General features: G+C 58.6%; 18 protein-coding genes and 2 pseudogenes. 16 read left to right on the top strand and 4 right to left on the bottom strand.

Annotated features, from left to right (window positions below):
- Positions 1–232 (bottom strand): annotated as a pseudogene (locus HJB84_RS33070) (MFS transporter); the annotation flags it as partial.
- A 399-nt stretch (positions 233–631) separates the two neighbouring features.
- A complete protein-coding gene (locus HJB84_RS33065; RefSeq protein ID WP_221117941.1) occupies positions 632–1,816 on the bottom strand; it encodes an MFS transporter in 1,185 nt (394 codons plus the stop codon).
- A gap of 1,004 nt (positions 1,817–2,820) precedes the next feature.
- On the opposite strand from HJB84_RS33065, the gene HJB84_RS33060 reads away from it, so the two are divergent.
- The 4 genes from HJB84_RS33060 (at position 2,821) to HJB84_RS33045 (ending at position 4,985) form a co-directional block, all read left to right on the top strand.
- A complete protein-coding gene (locus HJB84_RS33060) occupies positions 2,821–3,057 on the top strand; it encodes a nitroreductase family protein (protein ID WP_246762908.1) in 237 nt (78 codons plus the stop codon).
- A 78-nt stretch (positions 3,058–3,135) separates the two neighbouring features.
- Positions 3,136–4,122 carry a quinone oxidoreductase gene (locus HJB84_RS33055; RefSeq protein WP_207585760.1) on the top strand — a complete coding sequence of 329 codons (987 nt, stop codon included), beginning with the start codon at positions 3,136–3,138 and terminating at the stop codon, positions 4,120–4,122.
- Between the two features lie 180 nt (positions 4,123–4,302).
- Positions 4,303–4,557 carry a FitA-like ribbon-helix-helix domain-containing protein gene (locus HJB84_RS33050; protein ID WP_207585759.1) on the top strand — a complete coding sequence of 85 codons (255 nt, stop codon included), beginning with the start codon at positions 4,303–4,305 and terminating at the stop codon, positions 4,555–4,557.
- Positions 4,554–4,985 (top strand): type II toxin-antitoxin system VapC family toxin, encoded by a 432-nt coding sequence (locus tag HJB84_RS33045; RefSeq protein ID WP_221117939.1) that lies wholly within the window; start codon positions 4,554–4,556, stop codon positions 4,983–4,985. Before HJB84_RS33050 ends, HJB84_RS33045 begins: the two co-directional genes overlap by 4 nt.
- A gap of 129 nt (positions 4,986–5,114) precedes the next feature.
- On the opposite strand, the gene HJB84_RS33040 is transcribed toward HJB84_RS33045, so the two are convergent.
- Entirely contained in the window at positions 5,115–5,981 is an 867-nt protein-coding gene (locus HJB84_RS33040) for a helix-turn-helix domain-containing protein (protein ID WP_207585757.1), read from the bottom strand.
- Positions 5,982–6,083: 102 nt separating this feature from the next.
- Here HJB84_RS33040 and HJB84_RS33035 point away from each other — a divergent pair, with 102 nt between their 5' ends.
- From HJB84_RS33035 to rsgA, 11 genes are all read left to right on the top strand, one after another.
- On the top strand, positions 6,084–7,400 hold the full coding sequence (locus HJB84_RS33035) for an alpha-glucosidase/alpha-galactosidase (RefSeq protein ID WP_207585756.1): 1,317 nt from the start codon (positions 6,084–6,086) through the stop codon (positions 7,398–7,400).
- Positions 7,401–7,561: 161 nt separating this feature from the next.
- Positions 7,562–8,356: a DeoR/GlpR family DNA-binding transcription regulator gene (locus HJB84_RS33030; protein ID WP_207585755.1), complete on the top strand. Its 795-nt coding sequence runs from the start codon at positions 7,562–7,564 to the stop codon at positions 8,354–8,356.
- A complete protein-coding gene (locus tag HJB84_RS33025) occupies positions 8,353–9,312 on the top strand; it encodes an N-acetylglucosamine kinase (protein ID WP_207585754.1) in 960 nt (319 codons plus the stop codon). Before HJB84_RS33030 ends, HJB84_RS33025 begins: the two co-directional genes overlap by 4 nt.
- 32 nt (positions 9,313–9,344) lie before the next feature.
- Positions 9,345–10,601: a sugar ABC transporter substrate-binding protein gene (locus HJB84_RS33020; protein ID WP_221117938.1), complete on the top strand. Its 1,257-nt coding sequence runs from the start codon at positions 9,345–9,347 to the stop codon at positions 10,599–10,601.
- Complete coding sequence (locus HJB84_RS33015) at positions 10,598–11,515, top strand: carbohydrate ABC transporter permease (RefSeq protein ID WP_207585752.1); 918 nt, start codon at positions 10,598–10,600, stop codon at positions 11,513–11,515. The genes HJB84_RS33020 and HJB84_RS33015 overlap by 4 nt, the downstream gene beginning before the upstream one ends.
- Before the next feature lie 23 nt (positions 11,516–11,538).
- Complete coding sequence (locus HJB84_RS33010) at positions 11,539–12,372, top strand: carbohydrate ABC transporter permease (protein WP_207585930.1); 834 nt, start codon at positions 11,539–11,541, stop codon at positions 12,370–12,372.
- An 11-nt stretch (positions 12,373–12,383) separates the two neighbouring features.
- The gene (locus HJB84_RS33005; protein WP_221117937.1) at positions 12,384–13,337 is read left to right on the top strand and encodes an SIS domain-containing protein; all 954 of its coding nucleotides are present in this window, start codon (positions 12,384–12,386) and stop codon (positions 13,335–13,337) included.
- Positions 13,334–14,632 (top strand): D-tagatose-bisphosphate aldolase, class II, non-catalytic subunit, encoded by a 1,299-nt coding sequence (locus HJB84_RS33000; protein ID WP_221117935.1) that lies wholly within the window; start codon positions 13,334–13,336, stop codon positions 14,630–14,632. The genes HJB84_RS33005 and HJB84_RS33000 overlap by 4 nt, the downstream gene beginning before the upstream one ends.
- A 124-nt stretch (positions 14,633–14,756) precedes the next feature.
- The gene (locus tag HJB84_RS32995) at positions 14,757–15,827 is read left to right on the top strand and encodes an ABC transporter ATP-binding protein (protein ID WP_207585749.1); all 1,071 of its coding nucleotides are present in this window, start codon (positions 14,757–14,759) and stop codon (positions 15,825–15,827) included.
- Positions 15,828–16,169: 342 nt separating this feature from the next.
- On the top strand, positions 16,170–16,436 hold the full coding sequence (locus HJB84_RS32990; RefSeq protein ID WP_221117933.1) for a DUF2277 domain-containing protein: 267 nt from the start codon (positions 16,170–16,172) through the stop codon (positions 16,434–16,436).
- 313 nt (positions 16,437–16,749) lie between these two features.
- Positions 16,750–17,772, top strand: a complete 1,023-nt coding sequence (gene rsgA / locus HJB84_RS32985) for a ribosome small subunit-dependent GTPase A (RefSeq protein WP_207585747.1) — start codon at positions 16,750–16,752, stop codon at positions 17,770–17,772.
- Positions 17,773–17,920: 148 nt separating this feature from the next.
- Here the strand turns inward: rsgA and HJB84_RS32980 are convergent, their stop codons facing one another.
- A complete protein-coding gene (locus tag HJB84_RS32980) occupies positions 17,921–18,226 on the bottom strand; it encodes a hypothetical protein (RefSeq protein ID WP_207585746.1) in 306 nt (101 codons plus the stop codon).
- A gap of 124 nt (positions 18,227–18,350) precedes the next feature.
- Between HJB84_RS32980 and HJB84_RS32975 the strand changes: the two are divergent.
- Positions 18,351–18,558, top strand: a pseudogene (locus tag HJB84_RS32975) (transposase); the annotation flags it as partial.
- Between the last annotated feature and the right edge of the window lie 124 nt (positions 18,559–18,682).

Here is an 18,682-nt window from a genome sequence, read left to right as displayed (position 1 = left end):
TCCGTGCGGCACCGATGCGATGGACGAGCCAGGTACCGAGCACGGCGAATGCCACCGTGGAAAACTGGACTAGGCCGGTGACCGTGCCGACGAACGCATAGTCGAAGGCAAGATCTTTCCGCATGTCTGGGATGATCTGAGGAAAAAGGCTGAGGCCGAAGCCGTAACACGTGCCGACGCAGGCGATCATGACGGCCACGAGAACATTACCTGGGATACGCACGCTAGTCATCATGATCGGCCTCTGTTGGCAACCGTGTTCGCGCTCCCGCTCGACGCGATGATCATCTAGCATGGGCAGCCGGCGGACTGTCGGATCTGCGACGCCGGCTGCCAATATTGCCGCGCTTCGGGTGCCTCGGCATCGAGCGCGCCAATAGTCTTGCGCGGACCTTGGCGTCGTCGTACCCCAACCATCAAAGCACCGGCACTCCTGTTCAAGACCCTCACTCGCGGCGCATTGCCGAGTGCTCCTTTAGCTTTGGACCCAGCGAAGTGAAACGCTCTCTTAAAATTCATGACGGACATCAAACGTATACACGTTAAGGGAGCACCGAGCACGCCGCCACGGCGTGCTCGCCTATGCTTTTCGCTGAACCAATCGAGCCGCCGAAACAGCCAGCTCGATCGATCACCCTTTGACGCTCCGGACGCTCGCAACGCTGCCGTCGCAGGCCGCCCGGCGCTTGGCAAGCACCTTGACCGAAAAGAGCGCATAGATGATCAACGGAAGGCAGACGAGATAGGATGTCCTGATGCCCGCATGTTCGGCAATGAAACCGAGCAGCGGCGGCGCCAGGAAGAAGACGACGAAGGTCATCTGGCCAAGGGCGGCGACGTTGAGATACGCCGCGCGATCTGTGCGCTGGGCCGCCGCCGAGACGGCGAGAGGATAGACCGCGCTGCAGCCAGCGCCCATCAAGGCAAAGCCCGCCAGCGCCACATAGGCATGCGGAGCGCCCCAGACGGCACAAATGCCGATCGCCGAAAGAACAAGCAGCATCGTGGCGACGGCCCGCGCGCCAAACCGATCGACCAGTGGATCGATGAACAGGCGCGCCAGCGCCATACAAAAGGTAAAGAGCGTCAATCCCAGTCCGCCAACGAAGGGCTCGACCGAAAACACGTCGCTCATATAGATCGCCGACCAGTCGATCCCGGCACCTTCGACGAGAAAAGCCGCGATGCCGATCACGCAGAGCGGCATAAGGCCCCAGGTGGGAAGCGCCATCAGCGGCGCCTTGCCTTCATTCAACGGGGTCCGCGGCGGCGCATTGCGCATGCCGGAAATCGCCCAGACGCCGAGCACAAGCACCGCGGCAAAGGTCACGGCGAGATGGAGTTGCATCGAAATACCGGCTTGGCGGACGACAGAGGAGACAAGCGCCGTGGCGAAGAAGCCGAGGCTCCAGAAACCATGCGCCCTGTTCATCACACCGCGTCCTAGCTGTGCTTCGATGCGATCAATCTCGACATTGAGATTGATCTCCAGCGCCCCGGCGAGCATCCCCTCGACGAAAAGCACACAGAACACGACCGGCGCCGCATCGATCCACGGCACCAGCGATAGCAACGCAGACGTGCCGAGAACGGTAACGAATGCCGTTGTCCGCGCACCAAGCCGGGCGATCACGGGCGAAGACAAAGTCAACGAAATCAAGGCGCCGATCGCAGCCCCTATCAACGTCAACCCAAGCTCCGACTTGTCGACGCCAAGCGCAACCTGCAAATCCGGCATCCTCGACAGCAGCGCCCCCAGCGACACGGCGAAGAGAAAGAAGCAGACATAGATCCGCTGCTGCGGCGCGATTTTCATGATCCAACTCCGGGAATTGACGCTCGAAGCCGAACGCGCGCTTTTGGATTTGTGATGTCTAACTCACAGGGCCGGAGATCAAAACTTTTTTCTGAGGAGATGCGACGGAGCAGGCGATCTCAGAGACCGGCGATTTGCCTGGGTGTTTAGTCCCGGCAGCGCGACGGTTTCGGTGGGAGCCCCGCAAGCCAATATAAGTTTGCACCTCGTTACCGTGAAACCTGCGCTTGAATTCAGCTTGGCCCTGAACGTTGAAAATCCGGCGGTTAACGAGCAGTGACAGGAATACGCGCTGATAGAGGTAGCACAAAGGTGCTCTCGGGAAATTGGCTTTTTTCGACGTTGGCCAGCGGCGACAAGCCGAGAGTCATGATCTCGGCTCCTTCTTGTCTAAAACGATCTGCGGCATATTTCGTGAGCCCGATCGGCATAGGCCGTTGTGCCCGGGATTTTTCGCTTGAGGGGGCGAGGAATGTCATCCCGGAGCTTGCTGCGTTCCTAATGCCGCACGCTATTGCAGCTGCGAAGCTGGAAAATTAGAGGGCTGTCGGTAGCCGGTCAACTCGCCGCCCAGTTGTCTTTGTCCCGAATTCAGACGGTCTGAACTCCGGATCCCGACAAAACCGGGATAAAAGCAAACGCCCCTGACATCACGCGTGGTCATTTCATCCCCTTGCGCGATAGGCCACTGTTCGAGCGCGAACCTCATCCACTGCGCATTTTGACGTCAGGCGAGGCGCGCGGCTGATTGCAGTAACGCCGGCATAAAGTGCGCACCAGCAGGCCTGTAGGCCCGGGCAACTGTTGTCTCCGCCCAACGGCATCCTGAAAACAGCGGATCGGCTGTTCAACTCCCCACATCCTCGACGTCGGTAGGACGTTCTCTCACCCTTGGTGTGATTTCGGCCACCAAATGGAGTGTGCGGACTAACACCGAGCCGAATTGGCCGGCTCATCTCGAATTGATATCTTTGTGATTGTCTAAGCAAGGATCATGGACGCGTATGAGGCGGTCACGACCCCGACAGGCGCGCAGGTTCACCGACCGCGAGATCCCGAAGGAAGTGCTGGAGCGCGTGCTGTCCGTCGCGAGCTGGGCGCCGTCTGGATCGAATATACAGCCGTGTAACACCTCCATGGTGAGTGGTGCGACGCTTGCCGAGCAAGTAGCGCGCCGGAAAACCGTGGCCGCCGGCGACCCTGGACGAACAAGAAAGCAACAGGACTATCAAACGGGCTGAAACGTTCAATATGTCGAACGCCAGTCTTTGTGACCGTCACGCAAAACAGTGCCGCTATTTCGCTGAAAGGAAATCATAATGTCGCTCAAAGCACGAGCAGCACGCATTCATCAGTACGGTCCGCCTGAGGTCCTGGAGTTCGAAGACATCCTAGTCCCAGATCCTGGTGACGCAGAGGTCCGTGTCCGCAGCACAGTCATTGGCCTCAATTTTGTGGATGTCTATTTCAGACGCGGCACGATGGAGGTTCCGTCATTTCCCGCAATTATCGGCAACGAGGCAGCGGGTGTCGTCGAGGCCGTCGGAAGAAACGTTGCCTCGGTGAAAGTCGGCGACCGCGTCGTCTTCGGTCACAGCACAGGCGCTTACGCCAGCGCGGGCCTCCATCCCGCCGACCGGTTGGTGATTATACCGGACGGTGTCACCGACGAGCAGGCCGCGGGCAGTTTTTTGAAGGGTTTGACGGCGAGATATCTGGTCAAGGACGTTGTACCTTTGAAGCCCGGCGACACGATCCTCTATCACGCCGCCGCGGGTGGCGTGGGCCAGATCTTCGTGCAGTGGGCTAAGTCACTCGGGTATCGTGTCATTGGAACAGTATCCAGCCAAAGCAAGGCAGACGTTGCACGCCGGGCGGGATGTGACCACGTCATCAATTACAGCACGGAAGATTTCGTGGCGCGCACCTTCGAACTGACTGATGGAGTTGGCGTAGACGCGGTGTTTGATTCCGTCGGAGAAGACACCTTCCGTGGTTCGCTTGCCGTACTCAAAGTTCGTGGCACCTTGGTCCAGTTCGGTAAGGTATCCGGCGAAATTACTCCTCTTGATCCCTATGAACTTGGCCCGCGAGGGCTGCATCTGACATGGCCAATGCTGCAGCATTACGTTTCAACGCCTGCCCAGACCGCTGAGGCCGCCGCCGATCTGTTTGCGGCAATCAAATCGGGTGTCCTGAGGGTCGACCCTACCCGCATCTATTCATTCGACGACCTCGTCGAGGCTCATCGGGATCTTGAAGGTCGATTGACAACGGGTTCAGCGGTCCTTCGCGTGACGCAGTAGCGAAAAGAACGGAAGCCGCGCGGCGGTCGTACTTGTCCAGGGCGGGTGTCTTTCATCAATTCAGGTCTCGCTTGATCTGATAACACTGAAGTTATTTCGATGCTTCTGAATCCACTTGAAAAGAGAAATCATCCGGCATAATTTGATATCAACGAAATCATGTTTGGTTGGATGATATCAATGCCAGCGGTCACCATTCGCAATCTCTCGGATGAGACACATCGCGCCCTGCGGGTGCGAGCAGCTCATCATGGCAGAAGCACCGAGGCTGAAATCCGTGACATCCTCGAGGCTGCCGTTCGTCCATCTGAGCGCGTGAAACTCGGCTCTTTACTTGCGGCGATAGGTCGGGATGCCGAGCTTTCCGACGATGATGTTGGAGCCCTGCAGCAGGGTCGCGATAAGGCACCTGCGGAGCCGATGACGTTCGAATGATATTGCTGAACACCAACGTCATATCAGAGCCGTGGAGATCGGTTCCCGACGTGGCAGTGATCGCTTGGTTGGACGCACAAGCAATCGAGACACTGTTCCTTTCTACCATAACAATTGCCGAACTTCGTTTTGGGATTGCTTCCATGCCCCCAGGCAAACGGCAGGCTATCCTTCACGATCGCCTGGAGCGCGAAGTGCTTCTGCATTTTGTCGAGCGCATTCTACCCTTCGGCGTCACCACCTCGCAGTTTTATTCAGACCTCATGGCGCGTGCTCGGCTGTCCGGGAAAGCGATCGGCAAAGCTGATGGATATATTGCGGCCACGGCAGCGGCGCACGGTCTCGCGGTCGCGACGCGCGACACGAGCCCTTTCGAGGCCGCCGGGCTGAAGGTGATCAATCCTTGGTCTTCACCAAAATCATCTTGAACGTCGAGCTTCGTATCGTTCAAGACCCCAGCATTTTTATCCGCATCCGGGCCTCAGCTGGGCGCCTTGGGAACACATCGTAATTTCAGAGGTGCACTTCTTGCGGAAGACGTTGCGCTTCCGACAAATTCAGCCTGCCAAAGGGTTCATCCCGCTCACCGATTCGCGGAAATGACGCGGAGTGGTCCCCGTTCGCCCCTTGAATATCTCGTAGAAGCGACTACTGGAGCCAAAGCCGCAGTCAAAGCCGATCTGCAGGATGGGAGCGTCGGTGTCGGTCAGAAGCTGCATCGCCCGCGCCATCCGATATCGGATCAAATACTCGTTGACCGATATTCCCAACACCTTGCGGAAAGCACTGTTGGCCGTGCTCGGGTGGATATTTGCGCGCTTCGCGAGCTCGGGGATGCTGATCGGGTTTGCATAGTGCATATTGATCAGGTCGATGAGCCCCTCGACGTATCCCACCGCGTGGCCGGCCATAGGCGCCGGAAACAATTGGGTCGGCACGGTCTCGATTTTAGCATTGTCCAGGATCAGGCGTCTTATGCGCAGGCGCACCTCATCCACGATCAATTTGCGCCTTGCCTTACTCCCTGACTGCCATTCCCTTTCCCAGCGTGCAAACATCGAAACATCCGGGTTTTCCTGAGGTCCCTGCGTCAGGAAGCGGCCCTGCATGATCAATTGCCTGGCCCCTCTGTCTACCGGCAGGGCAAGGAAATCGACGAGGGGAAGATAAGCGCACACCAAAGGCGCGTTTTCGGTAACGGCGATCGTCTGGTGCGGGATCGCCGCCCAGAACAGAACCAGCCGCCCGGCCTCTACCTGTTCCTGTCTGCCGTTGAACAGGTAGGTCATCTGGCCTTCCATCAACAGGTTCAACTCGACGTGGTCGTGCCAGTGCGGCGCTGCCATCGCATCGGCCATGTGACGCTCGATCAGGAATGCATCTCTAGATGCAATCCATTCGGCGCGATCGTGATTCCGTTTCATTTTCTGGCTTCGACTCGAATCCCGGAATTATTAGTCGGATAGCAGGAGGAAATTCTGATTCAGAAGGAGCACTAAGCAATCATAACCGATAGGGAGATTGCAATGCCGAAGATTTGCCTGGTGGGCGCCGGTAGCACCGTATTTGCGCAGAACATTCTGGGAGATGTCTTGTCCTCGCAAACGCAGGGGGCTTACGTCATCAGCCTGTTCGATATCGACCCGGAGCGGCTAAAGACATCCGAAATCGTTGCTCGCCGGATTTGCGAGGCACTGGGGCGTTCAAGCGTCAAGATTGAAGCCACTTTGGACCGGCGCGACGCTCTTCGCGGGTCGGACTTCGTCATCCTCATGATGCAGGTCGGCGGTTATAAGCCGGCGACGGTGACGGACTTTGACGTTCCGAAGAAATACGGCTTGCGTCAAACGATTGCCGACACTCTCGGCATCGGCGGCATTTTCCGCGGCTTGCGCACGATCCCGGTATTGGAAGCGATCTGCCGGGATATGCAAGATGTGTGCCCGCAAGCGCTGCTGATGCAATACGTCAACCCGATGGCCATCAATTGCTGGGCGATCAACGAACTGGCGCCGGAAATCCGCACGGTCGGCCTGTGTCACAGCGTTCAACACACTGCCGCCCATCTTGCAAAATGCCTGGACGAAGACGTTGCCGACGTCAATTACGTGTCCGCCGGTATCAATCACGTCGCCTTCTTCCTGAAATACGAGAAAGTTCATCGCGACGGCCGCCGGGAAGACCTTTATCCGCGATTGAAAGCGCTGGCGGTCGAGGGTCGTGTTCCGGTCGATGACCGCGTACGCTTCGACGTGCTCCAGCGCCTTGGCCACTTCGTCACCGAGTCCAGCGAGCATTTCTCCGAATATACCTCCTGGTACATCAAGGAGGGTCGAAACGACCTGATCGACCGGCTCAACATCCCGTTGGACGAATACCTCCGCCGCTGCGATGTGCAGATAGGCGAATGGCGTGCCCTGCGGCAGGAGCTGGAAGGCGAGAGACCGATCGAGGTTTGTCGCAGCAACGAATATGCTGCCGGCATCATCCATGCTGCGGTAACCGGCACCCCGGCCTTGATCTACGGCAATGTTGCAAACAATGGCCTGATCGAGAACCTGCCTGCGGACTGCATCGTGGAAGTGCCCTGCCACGTCGACAGAAACGGCGTCCAACCGGTTCGCATTGGACGGATTCCGTCCCAGCTGGCGGCTGTCATGAATCTGAGTATTTCCGTGCAGCGGTTGACCGTTGAGGCTGCCCTCACAAAGAGCCGCGAGCGCATTTATCAGGCCGCTCTGCTGGATCCTCATACCTCCGCAGAACTCTCGCCCGACCAAATCTGGAGCATGGTCGACGATCTTATCGACGCTCACGGCGATCTCCTGCCTCAGTATCAGTGACATCAGCAACATCGCCGTTCCCTAAAACGCGCCGCGGCATCCGCGGCGCGTTTCTTGGTCAGTGAGGAAAAAAATCAAAAAACACCAATATTATGATTGACTATGATCTATTTGAGTGGAAATGTGATCGATATGGCGAACATTGTTGGAGGAGCTTTTCGGTGAATCAGGCAGGCGGAGTGAAGGTCGATCGTCTGGATGCCATCCGCAGCCACCTCTACGCGAACGGCTTTTCCACGATCCAGGCGCTTGCCGACGCGATCGGGGCGTCGCTCGCCACCGTACGCAGAGACCTTCAGATTCTTGAGCAGGAGGGGGCGATTGATCGTGTGCACGGCGGAGCCCGCATTGCGGATGGGTCGTCGGTCGAGGTCGCGTTTCAGGAGCGCGAAAAGCGCCATTTATCGGCCAAGCGTGCCATTGCCACTGCTGCCTATGAATTGCTGCATCCGCGCACGGCAATCTTCCTCGATGCCGGCACCACCGTCCTGCAGCTCGCCCGCCTCATCAGGATCAACCCGATTCCGCTCAGGATATTCACGAACGGCCTGACGGTGGCGCAGGAATTCCTGAACATTCCAAACCTCGAAGTGGTGCTTCTCGGCGGCCAGCTGCGCAGCGAAAACGCATCATTGGTCGGGCCACAGGCGGAGGCGATGATCGAGACGATCTGGTTCGACCAGCTCTTTCTTGGCGCAAGCGCCATCAGTCCCGACGGCGCCATCTATAGCGTCGATAGCGCGGAAGCCAGCCTCAATCGACGTATGCTGGCTCGATCGGCAAATCGCTTCGTCCTGGCCGACTCATCGAAATTCGGAATGATGGCGACCTACAAGGTGGCGCCGCTCAACACTGCAAAGGTTATCACCGATTCCGCACTCCCGCGCCATTGGCGCGAGGAACTGGCTAATTTCGGCGTCGACGCGACGATCGCAGAGCTGGGGGCCAAGGAATGAGCGACGAGCTGATCCTCGGTATTGACGGGGGCGGAAGCAAGGTTTTCGTCGCCCTCGCAGATCGGAGTGGTCGAATCCTGCGCAGCGCCCGCGGCCGCGGCGTCAATCCGATGGACAATCCGAACTGGCTGGAAGAGCTGGAGCAGCATCTGCTGCCTTTCCACAATGAGCCAAAATTGATGGCGGTCGCCGCGGGGCTTCCCGCCTATGGCGAGGTCGCACGCCTGTCGGCCTTGCAACGCGATGCGATCCAGCGCGGCTTCCCGAATGCTCTCCGCCAAGTTCTCAATGACGTCGATGCGGCACATCTTGGCGCCTTTGGCGGCAAGCCCGGCATTCTCATTCTCTCCGGTACGGGTTCGATGGCCTGGGCGCGCAACGCGGCGGGAAGTTCGGCACGCATCGGCGGCTGGGGCGATCTGATCGGCGACGAAGGAAGCAGTCACTGGATCGGGCAGAGGGCGCTCAACCTCATCAGCCAAGGCCTGGACGGTCGCGCTGCCGCGACCGCTCTGGCGACGGCCCTGTTCGACCACCTCGGCATCAATCCTCTCGATCCCATGAACGGGCTCGGCGACTGGGCAAGCGCGCTTTTAAACCCAAGGGCGGAGATCGCAGCGATTTCAGCTCTCGTGGATCGGGTCGGGTGCGATGGCGACGCGGGAGCCATAGGATTGCTGGAGCAGGCAGCCGATGAACTCTCAAAGCATCACCGTGCGATTTCCGGGCATTGCGATGCCAATGCCGATTGGACTTATGCTGGCGGCACCTTCTCCAGCCGGCTCCTTTTGGGAGCACTCGAGCGGAGGATTGGAAAGCCTCCGGCGCCACCGAAACTTCCCCCCATTGGTGGCGCCCTTCTGGCTGCTGCCCAACTTCTCGACTGGCCCTTGGACGAGAGCTGGTTCGGGCAAATCGCGGCCACTGCTCAGAGCCTTGGCGCGCACGCGACTTAAACCGAGCATCAAGAACAATGAAGGATGGGAACATGCACAAATTTGTCTTGCGACTACTTGGTTCAGCGGCCTTGGTCTTTGCCTTGCCCGCTTTGGCGGACGACGCAAAACCGCTCGCCGGCCAGTCGATCACGGTGTTGATGCCGTCACCCCAGGGTCCGACCATTGCGGCGGACTTCGAAGCAGAGACTGGCATCCATGTCGACCTACAGACGCTCTCCTGGGACGATATCCGGCCCAAGCTGGTGACGGCTCTGGTCGCGGGCACCGCGCCGGCCGACGTTACCGAATTCGACTGGTCATGGACAGGGCAGTTCAGTGCGGCGGGCTGGTTCCTGCCGCTGGATGATGTGATCGATGCCGATACTCTCAAGGATATCGGTGTGGCGAAGATCTTCACCGTCGATGGGAAGCTTCTCGGCATTCCCTATACGAACGACTTCCGAGTCCTGTTGGTAAACAAGAAGCATTTTGCCGATGCTGGTGTGTCGGAAATGCCGAAGACCCTGGACGACCTCGTCGCCGCCGCCAAGAAAATTAAGGAAAAGGGCATCGCCCAGTATCCGATCGGCCTGCCGCTTTCGGCAACGGAGGGTGCTTCGACGAGCTGGTATCTATTGACGAAGGCCTTCGGCGGTGAGCTTTTCGACAAGGATTTCAACCCGCTCTTCACGTCTCCGGACTCGGCTGGTTATAAGGCGCTCGCTTTCGAACTCATGCTTCTCAAGGAGGGGCTTGTCGACCCGGCATCCACCGGCCTCAAGGACAGCCAGATCAACGAAAGCATGTTCGGGCAGGGCATCACCAGTATCATGATCTCTGGCGAGCCCGGACGTCTCGGCCAGATGAACGATCCCAAGCAGTCGAAGGTCGCCGGCCAGGTAGAAGCCATTCTGGTTCCAACTGCGAGCGGCGAAACGCGCAGCTTCGGTCTTCCCGAGGCCCTTGCCATACCGAACGTCTCTCCGAACAAGGAGGCGGCGATCGCCTTTGTAAAGTGGTTTACGAGCAGGGACTTCCAAAAGAAGAATGCCGCAAACGGCTTCCTGCCAACCCGCACTTCCGCACTCTCCGAACTGAATGACGCCGGCAAGCTGAATAGCGGCGACGTTCTGGTGGCGCAGTCCAAGACCGTCGAGCCTCTTTTTCCGCAAGGCACCCCGCCCTGGTATCCTCAGTTCTCGAGTGGTGTGAATACGGCGATCAACAGTGCGGCCAAAAGCCAGATGAGCGTCGATCAAGCGGTGGAGGCGATGGCGGCGGCTGCCAAGCAGGCGATGGCGCAATGACTGCCTTCGCCTCCGAGGGTCTGCCGAGCAAGCGTGGTGTCGGCTTCAATGCCGACACCACGCTTGGGCTTCTGCTGGTCTCACCGATCGTCATCACGATGGCGGCGTTGGTCTTCTACCCGATGGGGCGAACAGTCTGGGACAGTCTGCACAGGGTCAATCCCATGCAGGCTGGCACCCCCTTCGTCGGTCTCGAAAATTACAGCCGGATGCTCTCCGATGGCCAGCTCGCGACGACCTGGACCAACACGCTCATGTACGTCGTTCTGGCGGTCACTGCAGAAACCGTGTTCGGCGTTCTTGCGGCCGCGCTCATCAATCAGATCAAGGTCGGGCGTCAGTGGCTTCTGGCTGCGGTGATCCTGCCCTGGGCGCTGCCCGGCGTCGTGAACTCGGTCATCTGGCTTTGGATTTACCAACCTGGCGCGGGCCTGTTGAACGGCATTCTCTCCGCGCTCGGGCTCGCATTTGAAAATCATGTCTGGTTCAACGATCGCACCAGCGCAATTGTCGCCGTGACGATCGTACACGTCTGGCGAATGATGCCGCTCACGATCGTGATTGTTCTCGCCGCAATGCAGAGCATACCGACGCATCTCTACGAGGCCGCGCGGATCGATGGCGCCACCCGCGTCCAGATGTTTGGATGGGTAACCCTTCCCCTCGTTCGCAGCGCGATCGCGGTCGCGATGACGAACGCAACGGTAAACGCCTTCAACCTCTTCGATGAAGCTTGGGTCCTGGCAGGTGCCAGCCTCGAGACCAGGCCGGTGCTGGTCCAGATCTACCTGGAAACGTTCCAGAACCTCCGCTTTTCCTACGGAATGGCGCTGTCGGTGGTGATCACGCTCGTCTCTCTGCTGATCTCGCTCGTCTACGTCCTTCGCGTTTACCGCAACACACGGTTCGACTGATGAAAGCCACTCTTGCCTATAGAATGATGATCTGGGTCGGTGTCCTCGTGCTGTTGATCTGGTCTTTGGGGCCGATCTACTGGACCATTGCGAGTTCGGTCACGCCAAGCGAAGACTTCTCGGTCCGCCCTATCAACTTTTTTCCGCAGCACTTTACGCTGGATCACTATTCGCGGTTGTTCGGCATCAACATTGCGCGGATCGGAGGGGTGGAGGTCTTCAAGCAGTTTCGCGCCGCTTTGCTGAACAGCATCGTGACCTCCGTCGCAGCGACGCTGTTCTGCGTCGCAATATCCGCGCTCGGAGCTTACGCCTTCACCCGGCTTCAGTTCCCTGGCAGGAAAACACTTTTCGTTGCCGTCGTTGCGACGCTCGCCATTCCCGCTTACGCGGTGCTGATCCCGCTCTACCAGATCATGATCAAGCTGCATCTCGTCGACACCTATGTCGGCGTCGCGCTGATATATGTTTCGGCATTCCTACCGCTTTCGCTCTGGCTGCTTAGAAGCGTCTTCGAAGCTCTTCCGATCGCGTTGGAGGAAGCAGCCCAGCTCGATGGCGCCGGCAGGCTTTACATCTTCTTCAACATCGTCTTGCCGCTCGCCGGACCCGGGCTGACGGCAGCGGCGATCCTGACCTTCCTGGGGGCCTGGGGACAATACCTTGTCCCGCTCATCTTCTCGCCGCAGGCGACCAAGCCCTTGACAGTGCTCATCCCGGAATTCGTGACGAAGAACTTTATCGATTACGGCCTGATCACGGCCAGCGGCTCGATCGCGATCGTCATCCCCGCCCTCGTCGTCATTTTTCTCAACCGTTACCTCGTCAGCGGCCTGCTGGCGGGTTCGGTCAAATAATCGGAGACTTCATGAATACGACCGAAAAGGTTATTTTCGAGCAATTTCCCTATTGGGAAAAAGCCATTGGCACTAACCCCGCCGATGACAGTTCCAAGCTGCTCGTCTTCGTCGGCTGCGGCACTTCCTTCAATCTCGCACTCTCGCTTGCGGCCTATTCCAATATGGCCGGGCGAAAGGCGATTGCAGTCCCTGGCGCCGAATGGCAAAACCGGCCCTCGGCATTCTGGTCCGAGTGGCGTGACACGCATGTAGTGGCGCTTTCGCGCAGCGGTGAGACGACGGAGACAGTTGCTGCCGCGAAAGCGAGCCGTGCCGCCGGCGCGTTCGTCACTGCTCTAACCGTCGAACCAGAAAGCTCTCTTGCCAAAAACTGCGATCGGCTGGTTTCTGCCGAAACCCATCCCGACGAAGGCATCGTCATGACGGTTTCGGCAAGCCTGATGGTCCTTCTTGGACTGCAGATGATCGGGCGGCATGTGCCGGGCTCCGTTGTCGGTTCCGCCCGCAAGCTCGCCGGCGCTCTCGATCATGCGCTTCCCGGCATCATCGCAGACAGAACCCACTTCGTGTTTCTTGGCGGAGGTCCGCTGTTCGGCATCGCCCTGGAAGGCGCCCTGAAGCTCATGGAAATGAGCCAGATCATGACGCAAGCCTTCCACCCCCTGGAGTACCGTCACGGGCCGATCAGCCTCGTCGACCGAAAAACGGCGGTGGTGATGCTCTACAGCTCCGACCAGAGAGAGGCGGAAATAAAGCTGGTTGGCGAATTGAAAGAGAAGGGCGCCGTCGTCATTGGCCTCGGCGGCCCCGGCGATGTGGAGCTCGCGGTGGATGTCGATCTTTCGCTCGCGGGTCTGGTCGTCCTTCCCGCGCTGCAGGTCCTCGGCGAGCGCGCCGCTCAGGCTCGGCAGATCGATACGGTATCTCCCCGCCACCTGACCAAGGTCGTGAAGCTGGCATGACGCAGATCGAAGAGAACCGGCAGACCGCGCTTCGAAAGCTTTTCGGCGCGAGAAATCTCGCCTGTCCACGCGGGATCACCTCGGTCTGCTCAGCGCATCCTCTGGTAATCGAGGCCACGCTCCGCCGCGCCGCCGCGGAGGATCGGCCAGTCCTCATCGAAGCCACCTGCAATCAGGTCAATCAGGAAGGCGGCTATACCGGGATGACGCCACCGGACTTTCGCCGCTTCATCGAAAACGTCGCCACGGCCGTTGGTTTTCCAGCCGAACGCGTCATCCTGGGCGGCGATCATCTTGGTCCGAACCCATGGAGGAAGCTGTCGGCGCAGGAAGCAATGGCGCGCGCCTCGGCCATGGTCACAGCCTATGTGGAAGCCGGGTTTGAGAAGCTGCATCTCGACACTTCCATGGGCTGCGCCGGCGAACCGGCTGCACTTGACGACGAGATCACCGCCGTCCGCGCCGCGCAACTGGCAAAAGCTGCCGAAGAGGCCGCTCATCGCTGCGGCCGGCGCCCGCCGGTGTATATCATCGGGACCGAGGTGCCGCCTCCCGGCGGTGCAACTCACGCACTCGAAGAAATCGACATCACCCGTGCCGATGCGGCAGTGAGGACACTGGCGGTCCATCAGACATCATTTTCCCAAGCTGGTTTGGCTTCGGCAATGGATCGGGTGATCGGTATCGTGGTTCAGCCGGGCGTCGAATTCGGCAACACGAACGTGGTCCTTTACAAGCCCGAACGAGCGACCAGTCTTATTCAGTCGCTGGACGAAATGCCGGGGCTGGTTTTCGAAGCGCATTCCACGGACTACCAGCCGACCAGCGCTTTGTCCGCTCTGGTCGACGGCGGCTTTGCCATTCTCAAGGTAGGACCCGGGCTGACGTTCGCGCTTCGCGAGGCCCTCTACGGTCTCGATGCGATTGCCGGCATCCTCGCCGGAACGACACCGGGAACCGGACTGGCCGCGACCATGGAAACAATGATGGTGGAGCAACCGGCGCACTGGGCAGGGCACTATAGCGGCAGCCCCGATGAAGAGCGCCTGCAGCGGCATTTCAGCTATAGCGATCGTATCCGCTACTACTGGCCTGATCCAAGGGCAGCCGCGGCAGTCGACGCATTGTTCAACCGGCTCCCGGACGCCATTCCCGAGACATTGATCAGCCAGTATCTCGGGCGGTTATATACGGACGTGGTGTCAAAGCGGGTCGATCCCAATGCCCGAAAACTCTGTCTTTCAGCCATCGACGCGGCCTTGGCTCCCTATTCTGCCGCGACCGCAATGCAATGAGCAGTTTGCAGCCGCTTAAAGCATGTCGCCCGGAAGTGTGCAGCGGTTCCGGGATAACGACATGCATAAAAACAAAGGACTAAAGGCTGCTCGTCGAACTACGAACATCCAGCCGGAGAAAATCATGGCGTCAGTAAGTGTGGCGAATGCCCGTAAGAGCTACGGTCACTTCGAAGTCCTGCATGGGGTGAATATTCATATCGACGACGGGGAATTCGTGATCCTCGTCGGCCCTTCCGGCTGCGGAAAGTCGACATTGTTGCGAATGATCGCCGGCCTCGAAGAGATTTCCGACGGCAGAATTTCGATCGGCAGCAAGGTCGTGAACAACGTCGCACCGAAAGAGCGCGACATTGCCATGGTCTTCCAGTCCTACGCGCTTTACCCGCATCTGACGGTCGAGGCGAATATGGGATTTTCGCTGAAGCTGGCGAGAGCTCCCAAAGAGCAGACGAAGCAGCGTGTTCGGGAGGCTGCCCAAATCCTTGGGCTCGAGCATCTGCTCGGCAGATATCCGAGAAATCTATCGGGCGGCCAGCGCCAGCGTGTGGCGATGGGCCGTGCGATCGTGCGTAATCCGCAGGTCTTTCTATTCGACGAGCCATTATCCAATCTGGACGCGAAGCTGCGCGTTCAGATGCGCTCCGAAATCAAGCAACTGCACCAGCGACTGAAGACAACAACAATTTACGTCACTCACGACCAAATCGAGGCAATGACGATGGCCGATCGCATCGTCGTGATGCGGGACGGCTTCGTAGAGCAGATAGGCTCCCCTCTCGATCTCTACGACCAGCCGGCGAACCTGTTCGTAGCAGGGTTCATCGGGTCTCCGGGGATGAACCTCATTCACGGGCAGGTCAGCAGGTCGGGACCGGTTGAATTCGTCGCGGATGGCGGTGGAAGGCTGCCATTGCCCGAAGGGACAACATTGGCGCGCGGCGCCGCAATCACCTATGGCATCCGGCCTGAGCACCTGACGATCGGACAAGGTCCCGTGACGGCTGAAGTCGCCCTTGTCGAGCCGACCGGAGCCGAGATCCAGGTCACCGCCAAGCTCGGTGCCGATAACCTCGTTGTGACGGTGAGGGAGCGCCTTGAACTCCGTGCGGGTGATAAGCTCGGCCTTGCCCCCGACCTCAGCAAGCTGCATCTGTTCGACGCTAAGACTGAAAAGCGATTGATGCCCGCCTGATTGATTGGGAGCACTGGTTCAATATCAACGTCTTTTCGGCACTTTCGACTGGCAATGCGAGGCCGCCATAGGATGATTTTAGACCGGGTCGGCCTAAAATCTGAATCCTGTTCTACATTAAAGAGTTAGAGCATGATGTTATGAGAAAACCGCTCACACTTTTCGGCATCATGCTCTGACAACGCCAAAGTCACGGGGACAACCCCTAAGCGGGGACGCTGCTTCCGCGGTGCGTGGACCCGACCGCGGCGAAGCGGTCCGTTTGTAAATCACGCTCACGCGACTACTTTATATGAAGCAATCCTCTTCTCGGTGGAAGAGAGAGGCGATCGGGAGAAAGCCATGTGCCGAAATATCAAACCCCTATTCAATTTCGATCCGCCAGCTACGGACGAGGAGGTCCATGACGCCGCGCTTCAGTTCGTGCGCAAGTTGAGCGGAACCACCAAGCCGTCGAAACGCAATGAGGCGGCGTTCGAGCAGGCGGTCATTGCGATCACGAAATGCGCCCACGAGCTGCTCAGTTCGCTTGAGACCTCCCAACCCCCTCGCGATCGAGAGGAAGTTGCTGCAAAGGCGCGCGCGAAAACAGCGATGCGCTTCGCGTAACAGAGCTCCAGCTTACCTCACCTCATAACCCGAGCAGATGCGTGCCGCTTGCGCTTCGACGTCCTTTGGATTCAAAATCGCGCCAGCTCAAGCTCGCTTGTCGCACCACAGCCTCCTCAATTGGGCAGCCTTATACCTCAGCGCGTTTCGCAAGTCCTGATAGGGGAGCGGACAAGCTGCCGCCCGCAGCGTTCATGCACGCATGATCAGCACAAAGCCGGAAAATGTGATACTTGCCCCCTAACTGAAACCGCCGATTTCTACAGGACGGAGTTAGCCCATCGAACGCGACACAGCACCCACTACCTGGTCTTTGAACCTTGAAAGCGAATCTGCATTCCTCAAATCGCAGGGATGGTCTGAATTCTTTTCGGATCAGCTGACATCAGCAGAGAGCGATCTCGTCCCACGGCGCATTGCCGAGGTTCACCGTAGTCGTCTGAGCATTGTCTCGCCAACGGGTCTAGCGAAGCTGAAGATATCGCATCAAATCAACACCGGCGAGTTCGCCGTGGGCGACTGGGTGCTGGTCGAGCCGCACGATCATGCGTTGGTTCGGCGTCTGGAGCGCAGAACGTTGCTGCAGCGCCGGACCGAAGGCCGAGCTACCTACCAGCTCGGTGCTTCCAATGTCGATACATTATTGATCGTCACGTCCTGCAATTTGGACTTCAACGTGGCCAGATTGGAACGCTACATCGCACTCGCCAATCAGGCAGGAACGGCGCCCGTAATCGTCCTCACAAAAGCGGATACCACCGACGACGTACCTATCTATCGGCGCGACGCAGCGGCGCTGCAACGCGATCTGCCCGTCGTGGTACTGGACGCGCGATCTATAGATGCCGCGGCCGCTCTCGCACCGTGGTGTCAGCCCGGGCAGACGATCGCGCTCGTCGGCTCCTCCGGGGTCGGTAAATCGACGTTAGTCAATGCTTTGGCAGGACTACGCGGTGACCAGTCTCAAAAGACTGGCGGCATTCGAGAGCATGATGCCAAGGGCAGCCATACGACAACAGCACGCTCAATCCACCCAATTGCAGGGGGTGGATGGGTCATCGATACGCCTGGAATGCGTACCCTCCAGGTGAGCGACGCTGCCGATGGTATCGACGCATTATATTCAGAAATAACCGAGCTGGCGCCAAATTGCCGGTTCCGGAACTGTAGCCACCAGCACGAACCTGGCTGCGCAGTGCTGTCGGCCGTGGATGCCGGAGCTTTGTCTCGTGATCGATTGTCCCGATGGCGGGCGCTATTCGACGAGAATGTGAAGAACTCGCCACAGGAAACTGGACCGCGCGGCAACAAGACAATCCGGAGGAAGAACCTGTAGGGGGTTACGCGCCGCAGCACATCAAGATTTTTTTAAACAGGCGAACTCCGGCTGCAGGTTGTCTCTCAACCGCCGAAGGGCCGCTGATATTGTTGCGACGGTCGACGCCGAACTATGGCCTTGTGAACAACGCTCTTGGCGCGAGTTCTTAAATTCCTGACCCGTCGAGCTGCTGAGCGTCCTCGCCTTCCCAGGGTGCGGGCATCGAGGTGCGATTGAGATTGGCAGAGGGCATCGGCATCCAGCACTTCAGTTCCGGCGCGGCATATTCGATGATGCGGCCAGGTGAGGAATCAGAGGCGCGCCAGCCTTCTGCACCGAAATGATCGCCATTCGACCAATATGCGAGGTCAACTTCTGCCGGCCCCTGTTCGGACTGACGGATCGTGACGAGAATCCGACTGCCGTCCTTCGGTGCGCTTGCCATGTCGCGCCAGCGCTCTGGCTCGTCCATTATTTTTCCTCCTGCCTTGCTGTCGATTGCAAGTGTCGCCTCGCCATCGAAAACGGTCAACTCAAACTTTGCCACAAGCCATCCTCTATCGATGACGATCCATCGCGATGGTTGATCCAGTAATATTAGTCAGGTTGTGGGATACATGAAGGGCAAGAGTGCCATCCACCTTGGGCGGGTCTACGGTGAGAGAAAGCGCGGCTTTACCGGGTAGCACTTTTGGGTGCGTGGGTACGTCGTGTCGACTGTCGGTCGTGATGAGGAGACAATCCGCGATTATCCGCAACCAAGAGAAGGACGACCACAGGCTTGAGCAATTGAACCTGTGGTGACCTGCCACTGAACTTTCATCCAGCTGCGATTGGAGCCTCGGGGGTTTTGAATACGCCAAGTGGCGCGGTGTGAGCAACCGGCGGAAACGCGAAGCTTTCATCTTGCGCAGCGTTGGAGCCGGTT

Source organism: Rhizobium sp. NZLR1b, from assembly GCF_019685155.1.
Taxonomy (GTDB): Bacteria; Pseudomonadota; Alphaproteobacteria; order Rhizobiales; family Rhizobiaceae; genus Rhizobium.
This window is presented reverse-complemented; position numbering and strand designations above follow the sequence as displayed.

What these genes read in the sequence shown, in the direction of transcription:
- HJB84_RS33065 (WP_221117941.1), bottom strand. Translation starts at nt 1,816, where the DNA reads ATGAAAATCGCGCCGCAGCAGCGGATCTATGTCTGCTTCTTTCTCTTC.
- HJB84_RS33060 (WP_246762908.1), top strand. Translation starts at nt 2,821, where the DNA reads ATGAGGCGGTCACGACCCCGACAGGCGCGCAGGTTCACCGACCGCGAG.
- HJB84_RS33055 (WP_207585760.1), top strand. Translation starts at nt 3,136, where the DNA reads ATGTCGCTCAAAGCACGAGCAGCACGCATTCATCAGTACGGTCCGCCT.
- HJB84_RS33050 (WP_207585759.1), top strand. Translation starts at nt 4,303, where the DNA reads ATGCCAGCGGTCACCATTCGCAATCTCTCGGATGAGACACATCGCGCC.
- HJB84_RS33045 (WP_221117939.1), top strand. Translation starts at nt 4,554, where the DNA reads ATGATATTGCTGAACACCAACGTCATATCAGAGCCGTGGAGATCGGTT.
- HJB84_RS33040 (WP_207585757.1), bottom strand. Translation starts at nt 5,981, where the DNA reads ATGAAACGGAATCACGATCGCGCCGAATGGATTGCATCTAGAGATGCA.
- HJB84_RS33035 (WP_207585756.1), top strand. Translation starts at nt 6,084, where the DNA reads ATGCCGAAGATTTGCCTGGTGGGCGCCGGTAGCACCGTATTTGCGCAG.
- HJB84_RS33025 (WP_207585754.1), top strand. Translation starts at nt 8,353, where the DNA reads ATGAGCGACGAGCTGATCCTCGGTATTGACGGGGGCGGAAGCAAGGTT.
- HJB84_RS33020 (WP_221117938.1), top strand. Translation starts at nt 9,345, where the DNA reads ATGCACAAATTTGTCTTGCGACTACTTGGTTCAGCGGCCTTGGTCTTT.
- HJB84_RS33015 (WP_207585752.1), top strand. Translation starts at nt 10,598, where the DNA reads ATGACTGCCTTCGCCTCCGAGGGTCTGCCGAGCAAGCGTGGTGTCGGC.
- HJB84_RS33010 (WP_207585930.1), top strand. Translation starts at nt 11,539, where the DNA reads ATGATGATCTGGGTCGGTGTCCTCGTGCTGTTGATCTGGTCTTTGGGG.
- HJB84_RS33005 (WP_221117937.1), top strand. Translation starts at nt 12,384, where the DNA reads ATGAATACGACCGAAAAGGTTATTTTCGAGCAATTTCCCTATTGGGAA.
- HJB84_RS33000 (WP_221117935.1), top strand. Translation starts at nt 13,334, where the DNA reads ATGACGCAGATCGAAGAGAACCGGCAGACCGCGCTTCGAAAGCTTTTC.
- HJB84_RS32995 (WP_207585749.1), top strand. Translation starts at nt 14,757, where the DNA reads ATGGCGTCAGTAAGTGTGGCGAATGCCCGTAAGAGCTACGGTCACTTC.
- HJB84_RS32990 (WP_221117933.1), top strand. Translation starts at nt 16,170, where the DNA reads ATGTGCCGAAATATCAAACCCCTATTCAATTTCGATCCGCCAGCTACG.
- HJB84_RS32980 (WP_207585746.1), bottom strand. Translation starts at nt 18,226, where the DNA reads ATGGACGAGCCAGAGCGCTGGCGCGACATGGCAAGCGCACCGAAGGAC.